This window comes from Gammaproteobacteria bacterium, from assembly GCA_041395445.1.
Lineage (GTDB): Bacteria > Pseudomonadota > Gammaproteobacteria > Xanthomonadales > Marinicellaceae > NORP309.
This window is the reverse complement of record JAWLAO010000001.1, coordinates 691,054-706,733: the sequence shown is the minus strand read 5'-3', so window position 1 is coordinate 706,733 and position 15,680 is coordinate 691,054. Positions and strand designations below refer to the sequence as shown.

The following is a 15,680-nucleotide window of genomic DNA, read 5'->3' as shown; positions in this document are numbered from 1 at the left end:
CTGAATTAGAAATAAAAATGTAATAGTTTTAAATATGACTCTCATGGATGAATAACTCTTGAAAAATTGAAAGTGCGAATCATATCTTTGAAACTGGTAAAAAAACCTGAAAAAAACTTAAAATATTCTTTAAATTTTTATGAAATTCTTCCAACTTCATTGAGTTTATCGATAGCTACATTGATATTGTATGAGAATAAACTTATAGTAATGATTTATACAATTGATAAAATATAGCAAGTGCATATATTGTCAGAGCATTTAGTTGCTATCTAAAAGGCTTGTAAAAATATTAAATGACTAACTTCAACAAACTTTCTATGTCACGATTCTCCGAACAATTTCATGGGATGAATTTGACATCCATGCATTCGACCAATCCTGAACCATTTTCTAAGAAGGAGCTTGAGGAAGTACTCGGTCGGAGTTTTGCTGAGATTTTGGAAGATGTCAGTTTGGGTTTTGCTGCTGATGAAGGTTCAATTGAATTGCGACATACGATTGCTGAGAACTTATACCCAAATACTCAAGCGGATGATGTGATTGCTCATGCCGGTGCTCAGGAGGCTTTATACTGTGTGTTGAATGCATTGCTGGAAAAAAATGATGATGTTTTGGTGGTCGTTCCTGCGTTTGAACCATTGATTCGTATTCCGCAAAATATCGGTTGCAATATTCGTACAATTGAATTGCAAAGCAAACATCAATGGAAACTGGATTTAAAAAAAGTTGAAGAAGAATTTAAGTCCGGTTGTAAAGTTTTTATCATTAATTTTCCGCACAATCCAACAGGAGCTTATTTGAGCGACAAAGAGTTTGAAGGGATCATCAATTTATGTCGAAAATACGATGTCTGGTTGCTGTCGGATGAAGTTTTCAGAGGTTTAGAACATGATGAAAATATAAAGCTACCTGCTGTTGCTGATGTTTATGAAAAAGGCATCAGTATTGGAGTGATTTCTAAAGCCTTTGCGATTCCGGGAATTCGGATTGGCTGGCTGGTTTGTAAAGATGCGGGATTACGAAGTAAAGTTCTCGATGTAAAAGGTTATTTATCAGTTTGCAATTCACAAATTGATGAAAAGTTAGCAGTAGCAATATTGAAGATGCCGAATCAAATATTGCAACGAAACTTGCAAATTATACGTAGAAACAAAGAGTTGATAAGGAGTGAAGATAAGCTCTTTGGATTTCCGATTAAAGTTAAAATTCCAGAATCGGGTTGTTCATTATTTGCAGAACTAATCGATGCAGATGCTGAAGAGTTTACTAAAATGGTTGCAGAAAAGTATGGGTATTTGATTTATCCATCCTCGCTTTTCAGTACTAACATCAATGCCGTAAGAATTGGTTTTGGAAGCAAAAAGTTTAGTGAGTTTATCAAAAAGGGGAGAGCAGTTTTATGAATAAACAAAGAGTGGGAAAATGGTTGATGGTTTTGATTTCTTTGAGTGCAGTAGTGGCGCTTTTTTTTGTAAAACCGATTCCGCAAGATCCGGGATATCACAAATTTATAGATGACAGGACAATGCTGTCTGTGCCTAACTTCTGGAATGTGATGTCGAATTTACCGTTTTTGATAGTTGGTATTCTCGGATTGATGCAATTGAAATCATTTAAAACAATCGCCGAGATGGATTTGGCGTATTGGTTATTATTTTTTGGGTTGGCTTTAGTTGCTTTTGGATCGGGTTATTATCATTGGTTGCCAAGCAATGAAACTTTGGTTTGGGATCGCTTGCCGGTGACCGTTGCGTTTATGTCGCTTTTTGCCATAATCATTGCGGAATTTGTCAATGCTCGCAGAGCATCGGTTTTGTTATTTCCGCTCATCATTATTGGCATGCTTTCAGTATTTTATTGGCAATACACCGAATCTCAAGGCGAGGGTGATTTAAGATTCTATGCTTTGGTGCAATTTTTACCAATATTGCTAATTCCGGTTATGTTGATCTGTTTTCAGTACAAATTTAACAGGGTTTCCGGTTATTGGTTTTTACTGCTTTTTTATGTCGCTGCCAAATTGCTGGAATCATTTGATGTTCCGATTTTTGAATTAACAGGCGGAACTATCAGCGGACATTCTTTAAAACACATTGTCGCAGCAATAGGAATGTATGTTTTACTTGTGACTTATAAAAAACGTTCAGAGCTTTTTGGAAAGTAGCTTTGCTAAAACTGCCATGCGAATGGTCACGCCATTTTTCACCTGTTCTAAAATCACAGAGGGGGAGTTATAAGCAATTTCCGAACTGATTTCCACATCTCGATTGATGGGTCCGGGATGCATGACAATACATCCTTGATTGGCGTGTGATAAGTTCTTACGATTCAATCCGAAATTGTTGTGATATTCTTCTAAATTCGGAATATTTTGCAGTTTCATTCGCTCTTTTTGAATTCTCAGCATAACAATAATGTCAGCATTGTCCAAAGCCTGCTCGATAGAGCTACAAACTGTTACATTTGGCAAGTGATCCGGGAGAAGTTGTTCCGGTCCGTAAATATATGTGTTGGTATTACCAATGATATTCAGACAATCAATCAATGAATTAGCAACTCTGGAATGTTTAATGTCGCCAATGATAGTGATTTTTTGTTCTGATAAATCACTTTTGTATTTCAGCATGGTATAAACATCCAGCAATGCTTGTGTTGGATGTTGATTGTTACCATCACCGGCATTGATAAGTACCGTTTTTGGTTTCAGCCAGGATTGAATTTCTTCGCAGATTTTATTTTCGCTGTGTCTGACGATAAAAGCGTCAATGTCCATGGCTTCCAGAGTTTTGATAGTGTCTCTGAGAGTTTCACCTTTACTGGTAGAACTGGTGTCGATGTTGACATTGATGACATGAGCTCCCAGTGTTTTGGCTGCCAGCTCAAATGAAATTAAAGTTCGGGTGCTGTTTTCAAAGAAAAGATTGGCAACAACTTTGCCTTTCAGAAGCTGGCGATTCTTTTTCTTTGAGTTTTGACTTATATCGTTAGCTGTTTGAAAAATATCCAGAATTTGGTTTTTATTGAGTTGTTTGATGTCAATTAAATGTTTCATAATGAATCTAACCATCTTTGTAATATGATTTTGGCAGCATGAGAATCCAGATTTTCTGCATGTTTTTTTTTGGCATTGCCCGATTTTCGGGCTTCGGCAAACTCTTTTTGAGCCAGCATTGAACTAAACCTTTCATCAACTAAATGAACCGGTAACTGATAGCGACTGGTTACTTTTTTGGCAAAATTAGCCACCTGTCTGGTAGTTTCTTGTTCCTCACCACTTTCAGTTAAAGGATTACCGATAACAATCGCATTTGGTTGCCATTGTTGAATGATTTTATCCAGTTCTTCCCAATTGAACTTGCCTTGGTTGTGAATGGTCTTTAAAGCCGATGCGGTTGCTGTAATGGTTTGACCGACTGCAATTCCGGTGTTGGCCAGACCGAAATCAATTCCAATAAATGTTTGGTTAAGCATGACCAATCCCGCTTGTCAGGTGTGTAAAATCTTTAATTCCAATCAATGACAAGGCTTTTTCCCATTGTTGTTCATGCGGTGTGTCAAAAATCAGCGGTAGATTGACAGGGCATGTTAGCCAGGCATTTTGCTGAATTTCGGAAAGCAATTGTCCTTTGTCCCAGGCAGAACAACCCAATACGAATTGCCATTTATGATGAAATTTATTATTGGCAATCTCTTCCAGTAAATCGTTGGATGTCGTCATTGTCAATTGATCGGTTATTGGCAATGAACTTTTAAATTTATCATTGCTGTTATGCAAGATAAATCCGTTGTTGACGTTAACAGGACCTCCTTCGGAGGTTAAATGATTGCTATTTGGTTCATTCAAGCCGAGTTCGGAAAATATTTGTTGCGTATTTAAGTTCAATGGATGATTAATCACCAGCCCGAGAGTGCCATTGATATTATCTTCGCAGATGACAATAACGGCTTGTTTAAAGCGTTCATCCTGCATATCAGGTAAGGCAATTAACATTTGTTGATTGAAGTCCATTAATTTTGCCTTAATTTGTTACCGGGCAGGAATTGCCAGGTTCGGGTGATGTAAAGAATATCGACCTTACTTTGAATTTGCGGAATGGCTTCAAAAGGTCCTGCAAGCTGCACCAAATGCTCAGCGGCATCATCAATTGCTTTAAAACCTGAGGATTCAATGATTTTGATTTCCTTGATTGTTCCTTCGGAATTGATTCCAACAGACATGATTAAAGTACCGACAAAGTTTCTTTGACGGGCTTCTTCAGGATAATTCATATTGCTGACTCTTTCTATTTTCTTCACCCAACGATGCATGTAGTCGGCAAATTCAAATGATTTTGTATTTGCGGATATATACTTTATTTTGGGTCTTTTGGAATAGGCTTCAATCCTGTCAGAGATATTGTTTTCAAGTTTTGCCAGTTTTTGTTCTCTGGTCAGTTGTTGATTGTTGTTTTTTCTGACATCTTCGATTTCCGGTTTTTTGGGTGCAGTTTCTACTTTGATATCGGATTGATTTGCTGTCAATAATGCGGTGGTTTTGCTTTCCTGAGAATCAGGGATATTTTCGACTTGCTCCTGCAAATGTTGACCTTGATTGTCGGCTGCAATTCCAACCTGTTTGTTTTGAGGTCTGACCGGTTTGTCAGATTCTCCACCGCCTTGGTTGTTGTTCATCGCCAGAAAATCAGCTTTATCAGGGCTCTCTTCGGTTTTGTTTTTCGATAATATGACATCAATGCTTGGAAGTTGATTGGTGTCAGTCGGGTCTTCGGTTGTGAATACAATTCCCAGAACCAAAGAACTGATTAACAAAGCACTTAATGTGAATGTCAATATGTTTCTGTCGGTGGTGGAAATGGTTTTATTCACAAGACTGGTGAGTATTAGTTGATGATAGCTTCTATCTTATCAAAAAGTGTGCCGGCAATATTCAAATCAAATAATGAATCCAATTCTCTGATGCAAGTCGGACTGGTGACGTTCACTTCGGTTAAATATTCGCCAATCACATCAATACCGGCAAAAATTATGCCCATTTCTTTGAGTTTGGGACCAACAACGGAGCAAATTCTATAATCGCTTTCAGTCAGCTTTCTACCCGCACCGGTTCCACCTTTTGCCAGATTGCCGCGAAAATCATTTTCTGAAGGAATTCGAGCCAATGCATAGGGAACAGGCTCTCCGTCAATTAAAAGAATCCGTTTGTCACCTTCGCTGATTTCAGGAATAAAAACCTGAGCCATTGTGGTTCTTTTGCCGTTATCTGTGACTGTTTCAGCAATGACGTTGAGGTTTTTATCGTTTTTCCCTGTCTGAAAGATTGATGCTCCACCCATGCCATCCATCGGTTTGATAATCACTTTTTCATGTTTCTTGGTAAACTCAACAATATGTTTCGAATTGCGTGAAATGGTGCATTCGGGACTGAGTTGCGGAAAGGCTTCGACGAAGAATTTTTCATTGGCATCTCGCAAAGCCTGAGGATTGTTGACAATCAAAACCCCTTTTCGCTGAGCCAGTTCTATGAAATAAGTGTCCATGATGTATTCCATATTAAACGGAGGATCTTTTCTCATCAAGATGACATTCATTGTCGTTAAATCGACAGTTTTTTCTTCCAATACTTCGTAGTAATTGGTTTTACTGTCTGTTAGTTTTATTATTTTAGATTGGGCAAAAGGGGTATTCTTGCTGATATAAGTATCATTCTGTGTGAAATAGTAGATTTCATAATCTCGGCGTTGTGCTTCCAGCATCATTGCAAATGTGGAGTCTTTCTTTGTGTTGATGCCATTGATGTCATCCATCAAAATACTGATTTTCATAGCTTCTCAGATAATAATTATGCCCGCTTGGAATTATACTCGAGTCCTAATTTTATCGCACATAAATGTAGATTTTTTTGTGAAATCAAAAAATACAACCCGTGGTGCATAAATTGAATTACAGTTAAAGCCGTTAACTTTGAAAGTATTCTGGATTTGAACCCATCAAATGTTTTTGCATAATTTCTGCGAATCATAAATTGGTCGCAAAGCTGAGAAAACAAAGTCTCAATTCGTTTCCTGGTTCTTGAAAGTATCCAATGCATCTTTCTGAAGTTAAACTGATTTTTACGCATAGGAACCTCCAGCCTAATTTCCCTCGTTTCAAATAAATCAAGTTGAATGCTATGACTCAGGTAACCTTTATCACCAATTAAATAACAACTTTTAAGCTGTTCTTTAACATCATTCAGATAATGGATGTCGTGGACATTAGCCGGTGTCAAATCAAAACTTTTGAAAACACCGGCAGAGAGCATACTGAATGAAGTTTGTATCCATAGAAGCTCATTTTTTGAGATGCACAATACCCATGATTGGGTGATGAGTTCATATCCTCTTTGCAGATTGTTGACCTAGCGGCACGGCTCATTTTGCAGACCTCCAAGGGCATACTGTCGATGACAAAGTGCTTGTCATCGCCAATCATTGCCTCTGCCATTTTCTTCCTAACTTGTTCAATATAAAGGAATAATCCACGCTTTCTTCTGTTATATACGGTTCTTTCAATTTTATCCAGAAGGTACTGAGGCAGTTTGTTAAACAAGTCTCTTTCGGAGTCAATTCCCAGGTATTCTGATGTAATATTGATTGCAATTAACTCAATATCGCTTAGTTTTGGAGTTCTAATTTGATTTAAAAAGTTCTTTTGGGGTTCTACTTGGTGCAATGTATTTAATATTTTGGTATAACTAGATTCTAAGTTACTCATTTTGTAGTGTATTTTGGATGTTGAGAATCCTAAATATACACGGCTTTTGCTAATGAGTAACTTACTTTTTTAGCTTTTTGCTAAATGCACCACGACAAGACATGTGCACTCATCAAAATGAATCAGCAATTCAAGTCAACTCCAATAATAATGCTTTCATCTAAAGATGGATTGTTTGATAAAGCAAAAGGTAAAGTGGTAGGTGCAGAACTTTATTTAACCAAACCATTTACCAAAGAGGAGTTGCTGGGAGCAATACAACAACACGTGACGGTAAGGTAAAATGGCAAAAAGCAGTATTAAACCATTTGAATTGTTAGTCCAGTACGAACAACTGAGTTTGAAGCATAAAGTGAGATCTGAACAGACTCAGGACAAAAGCGCCTGGTCAGGTGTAGGATTTAAAATTGATGAATTCAATTATGCATTGGCGATTGATCAAATTGTCGAGGTTATTATTCTGACGGAAACGACCAAAATCCCGGGAATTTCATCTTGGGTGCTAGGATTAGGAAACATCAGGGGGAATTTGATTCCAGTTATAGACATGAAATCTTATCTTCTCAATAAACCTACCAAGACCACAGCTCACACGAGAATGGTTGTTATTAATCAGATTGGTGGTCAAGTTGGTTTGGTGGTGGATGAGGTTTTTGGTCAAAAACACTTTTCCACTGAGCAAAAGTGCGAAGTGCCGAATGATAATGATTCCGCATATAATTATGTTGAGAATGCATTTATGGAAGAAGAGGAAGTTTGGAATATATTAGATGTTGAGAAGCTAATCAATGACCCATCGTTTCAGAATGCTTCGGCGATATAAATAATAGAGAGAGTTAAAAGAAAGTAAAGAGAGTAAAATTATGAGTGTAACCTCTAATGATTTAGGCAGACATACCCGAACCCTGCCGGCTTGGCAAGTTGTAATCTTACTGTTATTAATTGTTGGGTTTATTGTCAATTCGATAATGTTAGACAATATAAACTCAAACCGAGTTGAACACATCAGGGCGACCGATGATATCCAAATCAAGGCTCAACAGTTGGCTCAGCATGCGATACTAGCAGCTGCCGGCGATCAGGCTTCATTTGATGATTTGAAAATTAAACGAGATTCGATTGCAACAAAAATTAATTCACTAAATGATGGTGATAAAGATAAAAGATACCCTCGAGTTCCGGTTGCAGCGAATGATAGTATAAATACTCTTAATACTTCCTGGTTCACAATACAGAGCAATGTTGATAAGATTCTTGATAAGCAGGTTCTTATTCAGGATATGAATGCGATTTATAATAAATTCGCATCTGAAATTCCTCTCTTGCAATCAAAAAACAATGAGGTTGTAAACCAACTAGTGGTCATCAAAGGGGATCGTGAACTTATTAAACTCGCCGGAGAGCAACAAGTGCTTGCAGACAGAATGTTAAGACGTATGGGTGAGGTTCTAAAAGGTGGTATGGCCGCAGTTCAAGCATCTGAAGATTTGGCATCGGATACCAGAAGGTTCTCTCGAGTCTTGAACGGAATGTTTAATGGCGATGATACTATTAAAGCAGTAACAGACGATACTGTATTGGAGTCTCTCGGTCAGGTTTATAATATTTTCTCCAGTCTTCAAGGCGATATTGAAGAGGTGATGAACGCTCAGGAGCTTTATGAAGCACAAGTTGCGACGGAAGATATCGGAAATGATATTCCGACTTTCATTAATAAAGCGAATGATTTGTCAGAAGTGTTGAAAGGGATAATTCCTAAGTTTCCTTCTGTTGAAGTGCAGTATGCGTTAGGTGGTTTATCTCTGTTGTGGTTGATAGTCATTTTATTCTCTATGACCAAAAATGATAGAAAACGAGCAAAAGTGGCTCAGGAACTGAATGAGAGAAACCAATTAGCGATTTTGCGACTTCTTGATGAAATGGGCTCGTTGGCGGATGGTGATTTAACCGTAAACGCAACGGTGAGTGAGGACATCACCGGGGCAATCGCTGATTCTGTAAACTTCGCGGTAGAAGCGTTGAGATCGTTGGTAAAAACAATTAACGACGCATCGGTTGGTGTGGCATCAGCGGCTCAGGAAGCACAGGCAACAGCATTACACCTTGCCGAAGCGAGTGAACACCAAGCTCAACAAATTACCAATGCATCGACAGCGATTAACGAAATTGCAGTTTCGATTGACGAAGTATCTATTAACTCTCTTGAATCAGCAGACGTTGCGCAAAGATCGGTATTGATTGCACATAATGGTGCTGAAATCGTGCGCCAAACCATTGAAGGGATGGATAATATTCGTAATCAGATTCAAGAAACATCGAAAAGAATTAAACGATTGGGTGAGAGCTCGCAGGAAATTGGTAACATCGTTGAATTGATTAATGACATTTCCGAACAAACAAATATTCTGGCATTGAACGCAGCGATTCAGGCGGCTTCTGCCGGTGAAGCGGGTCGTGGTTTTGCGGTTGTTGCCGACGAGGTACAATCATTGGCGGAACGTGCATCGAATGCAACCAAACAGATTGAGACATTAGTACAAACAATTCAGTCAGATACCAACGAAGCGGTGGCTTCAATGGAACAAACAACTGCTGAGGTGGTTGATGGTGCGAAACGTGCGGAGAACGCCGGTGATGCCTTGACCGAGATTGAAGCGGTATCGAATGACTTGGCGGAATTGATTCAGAATATTTCCGAATCTGCTAAGCAACAATCGGTCGCTGCAACAAACATATCAGGAACGATGAACGTGATTCAGGAAATTACCACCCAAACCTCTGTTGGTACGCAACAAACAGCGGAGTCGATTGGGAACCTGGTGGAGTTGGCGAATGAATTGAGATTGTCGGTACAAGACTTTAAGTTACCGACTGAAGAATTTTAATTGTTAATGTTGTGAAGGACTTCAAAAATTAATCTTAGGAAATGATTTAATCTGGCTTTAATAGACTGTTTTGGAGATTGTCAGTTTGCTGGAAAGAATTACAAATACAAATGGACTATAGCATATAAACGAGAAAGTTAATATAGTATGAGCAATATCGAACAAATAGACTTTTCAACGCTGATATGGGTCAAAAAAGAGCTTGACGAAACTCTGAAGAAAGCCCAGTCAGCTTTAGAAGAGTATGTTGAAAATCCGGAAGACGAGAACCAATTACAGCTTTGTGCGACTTATTTGCATCAAGTGCAGGGAACTTTAAAAATGGTAGAGCTTTATGGTGCTGCCATGGTTGCCGAAGAAATGGAGCAAGTGGTCAACAAATTGATTGCTAAAGAGGTTGACTCCGAGAAAGATGCTTTTGACGTATTAATACGCGCAATATTATTGTTGCCGGATTATCTTGAACGGGTTCAGTTGGGATATAAAGATATTCCGATGGTTCTTTTGCCTTTGGTTAATGACTTAAGAACAGTAAAAGGAGACTCACTACTCTCAGAAAGTGCTTTGTTTACACCCGATTTAAGTCTTGGTGTGCCTGAGTCCAAACAAAACACCAGCTTTTCACTCAGTGAAAATCAACTAGCTCAGGTTGTTGGAAAAATCAGGTCAGCTTATCAGATTTGCCTGTTAAACTGGCTTAAAGGAAACGATGAAATTGATAACTTGAAAAAAATACAAGTTATCTTTGATAAACTGAAAACAGTTATTTCAAATGTTGAGGAAAAGCAATTATTCTGGGTCGCCGGTGGTTTGTTCCAAGCATTAATCAATGGTTCATTAGAGTCTTCAGTCACAGTCAAGCAACTTTCTGCCCGAATTGATCAGGCCATACGTCGAATTATTAATCCATCGTTTGATAACAATATTTCTTTCAACGAACTTACCAGAAACTTACTTTATTATGTTGCCTTGGCGGAAGGTAAAGACAGACGCGTTGAAGAAATAAAAGAGTTTTTCAGTTTGTCAGATTTTATCTCTGATGATAAGGAAATAGAAAAAGCGCAAAGTAGCTTATCCGGTAAAAACAGAGATTTGCTTGAATCAGTTTCGGGAATTATTAAGGAAGATCTCTTGGCAATTCAGGAAAGCCTTGATTTATATAACAGGAATGAAGGTGCCAGTACTAGTGACCTAAAAGCATTGGTAGAGTCTTTAAATAAAGTTTCTGATACTTTGGGATTGATTGGAGTTGGAATAGCTCGTTCTAAAGTTAAAGAAGATGTTAAGTTGCTTGAAGAAAGCATTATGAATGACTCCAGGGCTGACGAAGATTTAATCATGCATGTTGCTGAAACTTTGTTATTTGTCGAATCATCTCTGGATGAAAATATCATGCTTCTGGGCGATATGGATTCCTCGGATGAGGCGAGTCAAGGCAAAGCCGTATTATCAGCGGAAATGAAAAAAGTATTGGATACTCTGGCTAAAGAATCCATTAATAACTTACAAAAAGTGAAACATAACTTTGTTCAGTTTATAGAAGAACCTTGGAACAAAGATCCGATTCAGCCGATTCCAAAACTTCTGAAAGAAATCAGTGGTGCATTGAAAATGTCCGGTTTCGATGATGTGGCTGTTGAAGTCGATAAAATCGAGAAATATACTAACGAGCAAATGCTCGAGTCAGAGTATAAACCATCTGTTGATCAATTGAATCTTTTAGCTGAATCTATTGCCAGTCTTGAGTATTACCTTGAGTACATGAGTGAAGGTGTCAAAGGCGAGCAAAGAGTTTTAGATTTGGCTAAATCAAATATTGATACCTTGTTTGCAAGTATCAAAGATAAAGCTCCTATAGAGGTTTCAGAAAACCTAGATGACGAATTGGATAATATGTCAGATGATGAATTTGATATAGATATTGAGGAAGAAACTGATGAATCCGATGCATCTGATGATGCAGATATAGATTATGATGAACTTCTGGAAGATTCAGGTGATGAAGAAGACGAAGGAATCCTGACGATAGAGGAGAAAGAAGCAGAGTCTTCCAAAACACAATACGACATGGATGAACTGTTGGGCGAAACTCCACAAGAGTTATTGGTTCAGTTTAGTGAAGACACTGATGAGGATATTAAAGAGGTCTTCCTCGAGGAATTTGAAGAAGAGCTTCAAAATATGAAGTCTCTCTTCCCTAAATGGGTTGTAGCACCTGAGGACAATAGCTCACTACTGGCTGAAATCAGAAGAATATACCACACTTTGAAAGGTAGTGGACGCTTGGTGGGTGCGTTAGCTCTTGGCGATTATAGTTGGAAAATTGAAGATATGACCAATTCAGTATTGAATGGCTCTAAAGATCTTAGTGATTCCTACATCATGGTCATGAGAAAATCTAATGAATTGCTACCGCAACTTTATGAAGCATTGAAAGTAGGCGGACAGGTTCCTGAAGGATATCATGAAATCATTGCTGCAGCTGAGAAAGTTCAAAGAGGCGAGAGTGTTACAGATGCAGATTTTGAAAAAGCTACTGAAATCGTACTTGATGAATCTATGTCACAGGCTGTAACTGATAGCGTTGAGATAGATGATGTTTATTTGGATAAAGTTGATGAATCAGATGTTGATGAAGTAGAAGAAACAACAGAAGTCAGTGAATCAGACCAGTCATCTGATAACGAATCTGAGGAAACCGAAGATGATTTGTCAATCGATCCGGTCTTTTTAGAAATTCTTCAGCAAGAAGTCAAAGGTCACTTGGAAGAAGTCAACAATTTCATAGCAAATGCTCATGAAAGTGGAGACGCTCACGCAACTGAGAGTTTTATAAGAGTGATTCATACTTTAAATGGAGCCGCTAATATGGCATCTGTTAAGAGTATTGTTGCCATGACATCACCTTTGGAAATTGCATCTAAAATGTCATCGGAAATGGGACAAGTTTTCGATGAAAAGACATTGGAGAAAATTGAAGCATTCAGTGGTGAAGCCGCAAGGATTATGGAAAATCTGGGAACTGAATCTGCGTCAACAGGAATCTCTCAGGAGATTAATTCATACTTCAAGCATCTCATTGAAAATCTTGAAGAATCAAAAGAAGAGTCGGATATTGAAAGTGAAGACTTCGATTTAGGACAGTTTATTGATGATGCGAACCAGGATGACAAAGAAACTCAGTCAGATGATTTTGATTTGGGGCAATATATCGATGGAAGTGATAGTGAAATTGATTTCGATTCAGATGATGAATTCGAATTTGATATTGAGGATGATGAAGATGAGATAGATGAGGATTCTGAAGAACTAGACTTTATGGAAAGTTTTGAAGAAGACTCAGAAGAAGACTCAGAAGAAGACTCAGAAGAAGACTCAGAAGAAGACTCAGAAGAAGACTCAGAAGAAGATTCAGAAGAAGATTCAGAAGAAGATTCAGAAGAAGATTCAGAAGAAGTGCCTGAGTTAAGAGAGTTTACATTAAAAGACATCAGGGTTCAGGAAGACTTGATGGAGCAGGACGAACTTGAAAACGAGGAAGATGAAGTAGAAGTTTTAGAGTTTGAGGACACCGCAGAAGTCGATGAGGAAATTGATTTAAGCTCAGTCGATTTTGATGATGAAATTAAGACTGTTGAAGAGCCAAAATACAGAGAAGTCATTTCATCCAGCTACGAAAGTAAAGAAGAGTCATCTGATGATGTGGATGAGTTCGATGAAGAGTTACTTGAAATCTTCAAGGAAGAAGCTGACGACATATTAGATAGGACTGAGCATGTACTTACTGAACTCGAAGAAAATCCGGATGATATAACCTCGATTTTAGCCTTGCAACGTGATTTGCACACGCTAAAAGGTGGTGCAAGAATGGCGGGATTGGAAAATATTGGTGAGTTGAGCCATGTTCTTGAATCCTTGCTGGAGAAAGTCAGTGAAGAAGGACGGAGTATTGATAGCAGAGCATTAACGACCGTTCAAGAGTCTTTCGACCTGCTAAATAAAATGAAAGGTGAGAAAGATTATGGACAAAGTTCTGATATTTCTCATATCGTTGAAAAAGTTAAATCACTGATTGGTGGTAAAGAAGCTGCAATTCCTGAGGAGTCGAAATTCGACCAGTCTCACTTTGCAGATTTGGATATTGATCCGACAATCTCAAAATCTGTTGATTCAGAAGGCGATACAGACAGAGAAGAAACATCAACTAAGAAAAAATCCAATGTACTGTCGGGTAACCAAATTAAAGTAAATTCTGAGCTCCTTGATAACTTGGTGAATTATGCCGGTGAGGTGAGTATCTATCGTTCTCGTCTTGAGCAAGAGATTGGTTCTTTCCGTGTCAACTTATCAGAGTTGGGTAACACAGTTGCCAGGATTCGTGAGCAATTAAGAAAACTGGATGCTGAGACCGAAGCGCAAATTATTTCGACCTTCCATTCGGAATCGGATGAAGAAGATTTCGATCCATTGGAAATGGACAGATTCTCACAATTACAACAATTGTCAAGATCGCTAGTGGAGTCGGTATCGGATTTATCAAGTATTCACAGTTATCTTGATGATGTTGCCAGAACTTCTGACTCTTTATTAACACAACAATCTCGGGTAAATACGGAGCTGCAAGAAGGTTTGATGGAAACTCGATTGGTTTCCTTTAACTCCATTGTTCCACGCTTGAGACGTTTGGTAAGAACAACCGCAAACGAATTGAACAAGCAAGTTAAGCTAGATGTTCGCGGTGCCGATGATGAAATGGACAAAACGGTTCTGGAAGGTGTGATTGCACCTTTGGAACATATGCTGAGAAACTCTTTAGCTCATGGCATTGAGAAAGACCGTGAAGCTGTTGATAAACCAAAACAAGGTTCTGTCAATATTGACGTGCGTCGTGAAGCGACCGAGGTGGTTATCAGTGTTGCGGATGATGGTGCAGGAATTAATCGTAAGAGAGTAAAAGAAATTGCGATTGAAAGAGGTATCTTGAAAAAAGATGCTCTGATTTCTGATGCAAATATTGATCGATTAATTCTGAATAGTGGATTTTCAACAGTCGATGAGGTTTCCAAACTCGCAGGACGTGGAGTTGGTATGGACGTTGTCAGTAATCAGATAAACTTGCTTGGTGGAAGTTTAGATATTCACTCTGAACCGGGTAAAGGAACCCGATTCAATATCCGATTGCCTTACACTCTGGCACTTTCTGCTGCATTGTTGGTAGAAATTGCTGAAACAGTTTATGCAATTCCTGTCTCCGGTTTGGAAGGAATCATTCGGATGTCGTACGCCGATTATCAAGAAAAAGTGAAGAATCAGGATTTTACTTATGAATATGCTAATGAAGAGTACCAGATTCATGAGTTGAATAAGTTATTGGATGTTGATTCTGAGGTTGTGATTGAAAACAATCAGATTCCATTGGTGATGATACGTTCCGGTGAAAATGGAGTGGCACTTCGTGTTGATAGAATTTTAGGTTCTCGCGAAATCGTTGTGAAATCTGTGGGTTCGCAAATTTCCAGTGTTCCCGGGATTTATGGCGCCACAGTGCTTGGAGATGGTAATGTTGTTCTGATTTTGGATATTATCCCTCTGGCAAGAGCCTACATGAGAAAACTGGAATCTCTTGATGATACGGTTCAAGTTGCGATTCAGGAAGAAATTGAGAAAGATCCATTAGTAATGATTGTGGACGACTCGATTACCATGAGAAAAGTTGGAGAAAGGATACTTCGAAGAAATGAGTACGATGTTGTAACCGCTAAAGATGGTTTGGATGCTTTGGATAAACTGAAAGAAGCCGTTCCTGATGTGATGTTACTAGATATCGAGATGCCAAGAATGGACGGTTACGAGTTGGCAATTGAGATGAAAAAAGAGCAAAAATATGCCAATGTTCCGATTATTATGATTACTTCCAGAACGGGTGAGAAGCATAGACAGAGAGCAATGGACTTGGGTGTGGATCGTTATTTAGGTAAGCCGTATCAAGAAGCAGAGTTGTTGGAAAACATCAAAGAACTTATTAAAGGTAGAGAATAA

The 15,680-nt window shown here is 38.5% G+C and carries 10 protein-coding genes and 2 pseudogenes; 6 read left to right on the top strand and 6 right to left on the bottom strand.

The features are described 5' to 3' along the window. Positions 1-296 precede the first annotated feature (296 nt). Positions 297-1,406: a pyridoxal phosphate-dependent aminotransferase gene (locus R3F25_03285; protein MEZ5495837.1), complete on the top strand. Its 1,110-nt coding sequence runs from the start codon at positions 297-299 to the stop codon at positions 1,404-1,406. Continuing rightward, positions 1,403-2,167 (top strand): ceramidase domain-containing protein, encoded by a 765-nt coding sequence (locus tag R3F25_03280; GenBank protein MEZ5495836.1) that lies wholly within the window; start codon positions 1,403-1,405, stop codon positions 2,165-2,167. The genes R3F25_03285 and R3F25_03280 overlap by 4 nt, the downstream gene beginning before the upstream one ends. Here the strand turns inward: R3F25_03280 and R3F25_03275 are convergent. The 6 genes and pseudogenes from R3F25_03275 to R3F25_03250 form a co-directional block, all read right to left on the bottom strand. After that, the gene (locus R3F25_03275; protein MEZ5495835.1) at positions 2,147-3,055 is read right to left on the bottom strand and encodes an aspartate carbamoyltransferase catalytic subunit; all 909 of its coding nucleotides are present in this window, start codon (positions 3,053-3,055) and stop codon (positions 2,147-2,149) included. The two genes, R3F25_03280 and R3F25_03275, sit on opposite strands and share 21 nt — an antisense overlap. Further along, a complete protein-coding gene (gene ruvX / locus R3F25_03270) occupies positions 3,052-3,474 on the bottom strand; it encodes a Holliday junction resolvase RuvX (protein MEZ5495834.1) in 423 nt (140 codons plus the stop codon). Before ruvX ends, R3F25_03275 begins: the two co-directional genes overlap by 4 nt. Beyond that, positions 3,467-4,012, bottom strand: a complete 546-nt coding sequence (locus tag R3F25_03265; protein ID MEZ5495833.1) for a YqgE/AlgH family protein — start codon at positions 4,010-4,012, stop codon at positions 3,467-3,469. The genes ruvX and R3F25_03265 overlap by 8 nt, the downstream gene beginning before the upstream one ends. Further along, the gene (locus R3F25_03260; protein MEZ5495832.1) at positions 4,012-4,833 is read right to left on the bottom strand and encodes a TonB family protein; all 822 of its coding nucleotides are present in this window, start codon (positions 4,831-4,833) and stop codon (positions 4,012-4,014) included. The genes R3F25_03265 and R3F25_03260 overlap by 1 nt, the downstream gene beginning before the upstream one ends. 50 nt (positions 4,834-4,883) lie before the next feature. Next, positions 4,884-5,825, bottom strand: a complete 942-nt coding sequence (gene gshB, locus R3F25_03255; protein ID MEZ5495831.1) for a glutathione synthase — start codon at positions 5,823-5,825, stop codon at positions 4,884-4,886. A 17-nt stretch (positions 5,826-5,842) separates the two neighbouring features. Beyond that, positions 5,843-6,756, bottom strand: a pseudogene (locus R3F25_03250) (IS982 family transposase). Between the two features lie 96 nt (positions 6,757-6,852). Here R3F25_03250 and R3F25_03245 point away from each other — a divergent pair. The 4 genes and pseudogenes from R3F25_03245 (at position 6,853) to R3F25_03230 (ending at position 15,680) form a co-directional block, all read left to right on the top strand. Then, positions 6,853-7,038 (top strand): annotated as a pseudogene (locus R3F25_03245) (response regulator). A gap of 1 nt (position 7,039) precedes the next feature. Continuing rightward, entirely contained in the window at positions 7,040-7,579 is a 540-nt protein-coding gene (locus R3F25_03240) for a chemotaxis protein CheW (protein ID MEZ5495830.1), read from the top strand. Between the two features lie 40 nt (positions 7,580-7,619). Next, positions 7,620-9,641, top strand: coding sequence for a methyl-accepting chemotaxis protein (locus R3F25_03235; protein MEZ5495829.1), 2,022 nt, complete (start codon positions 7,620-7,622; stop codon positions 9,639-9,641). A 147-nt stretch (positions 9,642-9,788) separates the two neighbouring features. Then, on the top strand, positions 9,789-15,680 hold the full coding sequence (locus R3F25_03230) for an Hpt domain-containing protein (protein MEZ5495828.1): 5,892 nt from the start codon (positions 9,789-9,791) through the stop codon (positions 15,678-15,680).

What these genes read in the sequence shown, in the direction of transcription:
- R3F25_03265 (MEZ5495833.1), bottom strand. Translation starts at nt 4,012, where the DNA reads ATGGACTTCAATCAACAAATGTTAATTGCCTTACCTGATATGCAGGAT.
- R3F25_03230 (MEZ5495828.1), top strand. Translation starts at nt 9,789, where the DNA reads ATGAGCAATATCGAACAAATAGACTTTTCAACGCTGATATGGGTCAAA.
- R3F25_03275 (MEZ5495835.1), bottom strand. Translation starts at nt 3,055, where the DNA reads ATGAAACATTTAATTGACATCAAACAACTCAATAAAAACCAAATTCTG.
- ruvX (MEZ5495834.1), bottom strand. Translation starts at nt 3,474, where the DNA reads ATGCTTAACCAAACATTTATTGGAATTGATTTCGGTCTGGCCAACACC.
- R3F25_03235 (MEZ5495829.1), top strand. Translation starts at nt 7,620, where the DNA reads ATGAGTGTAACCTCTAATGATTTAGGCAGACATACCCGAACCCTGCCG.
- gshB (MEZ5495831.1), bottom strand. Translation starts at nt 5,825, where the DNA reads ATGAAAATCAGTATTTTGATGGATGACATCAATGGCATCAACACAAAG.
- R3F25_03285 (MEZ5495837.1), top strand. Translation starts at nt 297, where the DNA reads ATGACTAACTTCAACAAACTTTCTATGTCACGATTCTCCGAACAATTT.
- R3F25_03240 (MEZ5495830.1), top strand. Translation starts at nt 7,040, where the DNA reads ATGGCAAAAAGCAGTATTAAACCATTTGAATTGTTAGTCCAGTACGAA.
- R3F25_03280 (MEZ5495836.1), top strand. Translation starts at nt 1,403, where the DNA reads ATGAATAAACAAAGAGTGGGAAAATGGTTGATGGTTTTGATTTCTTTG.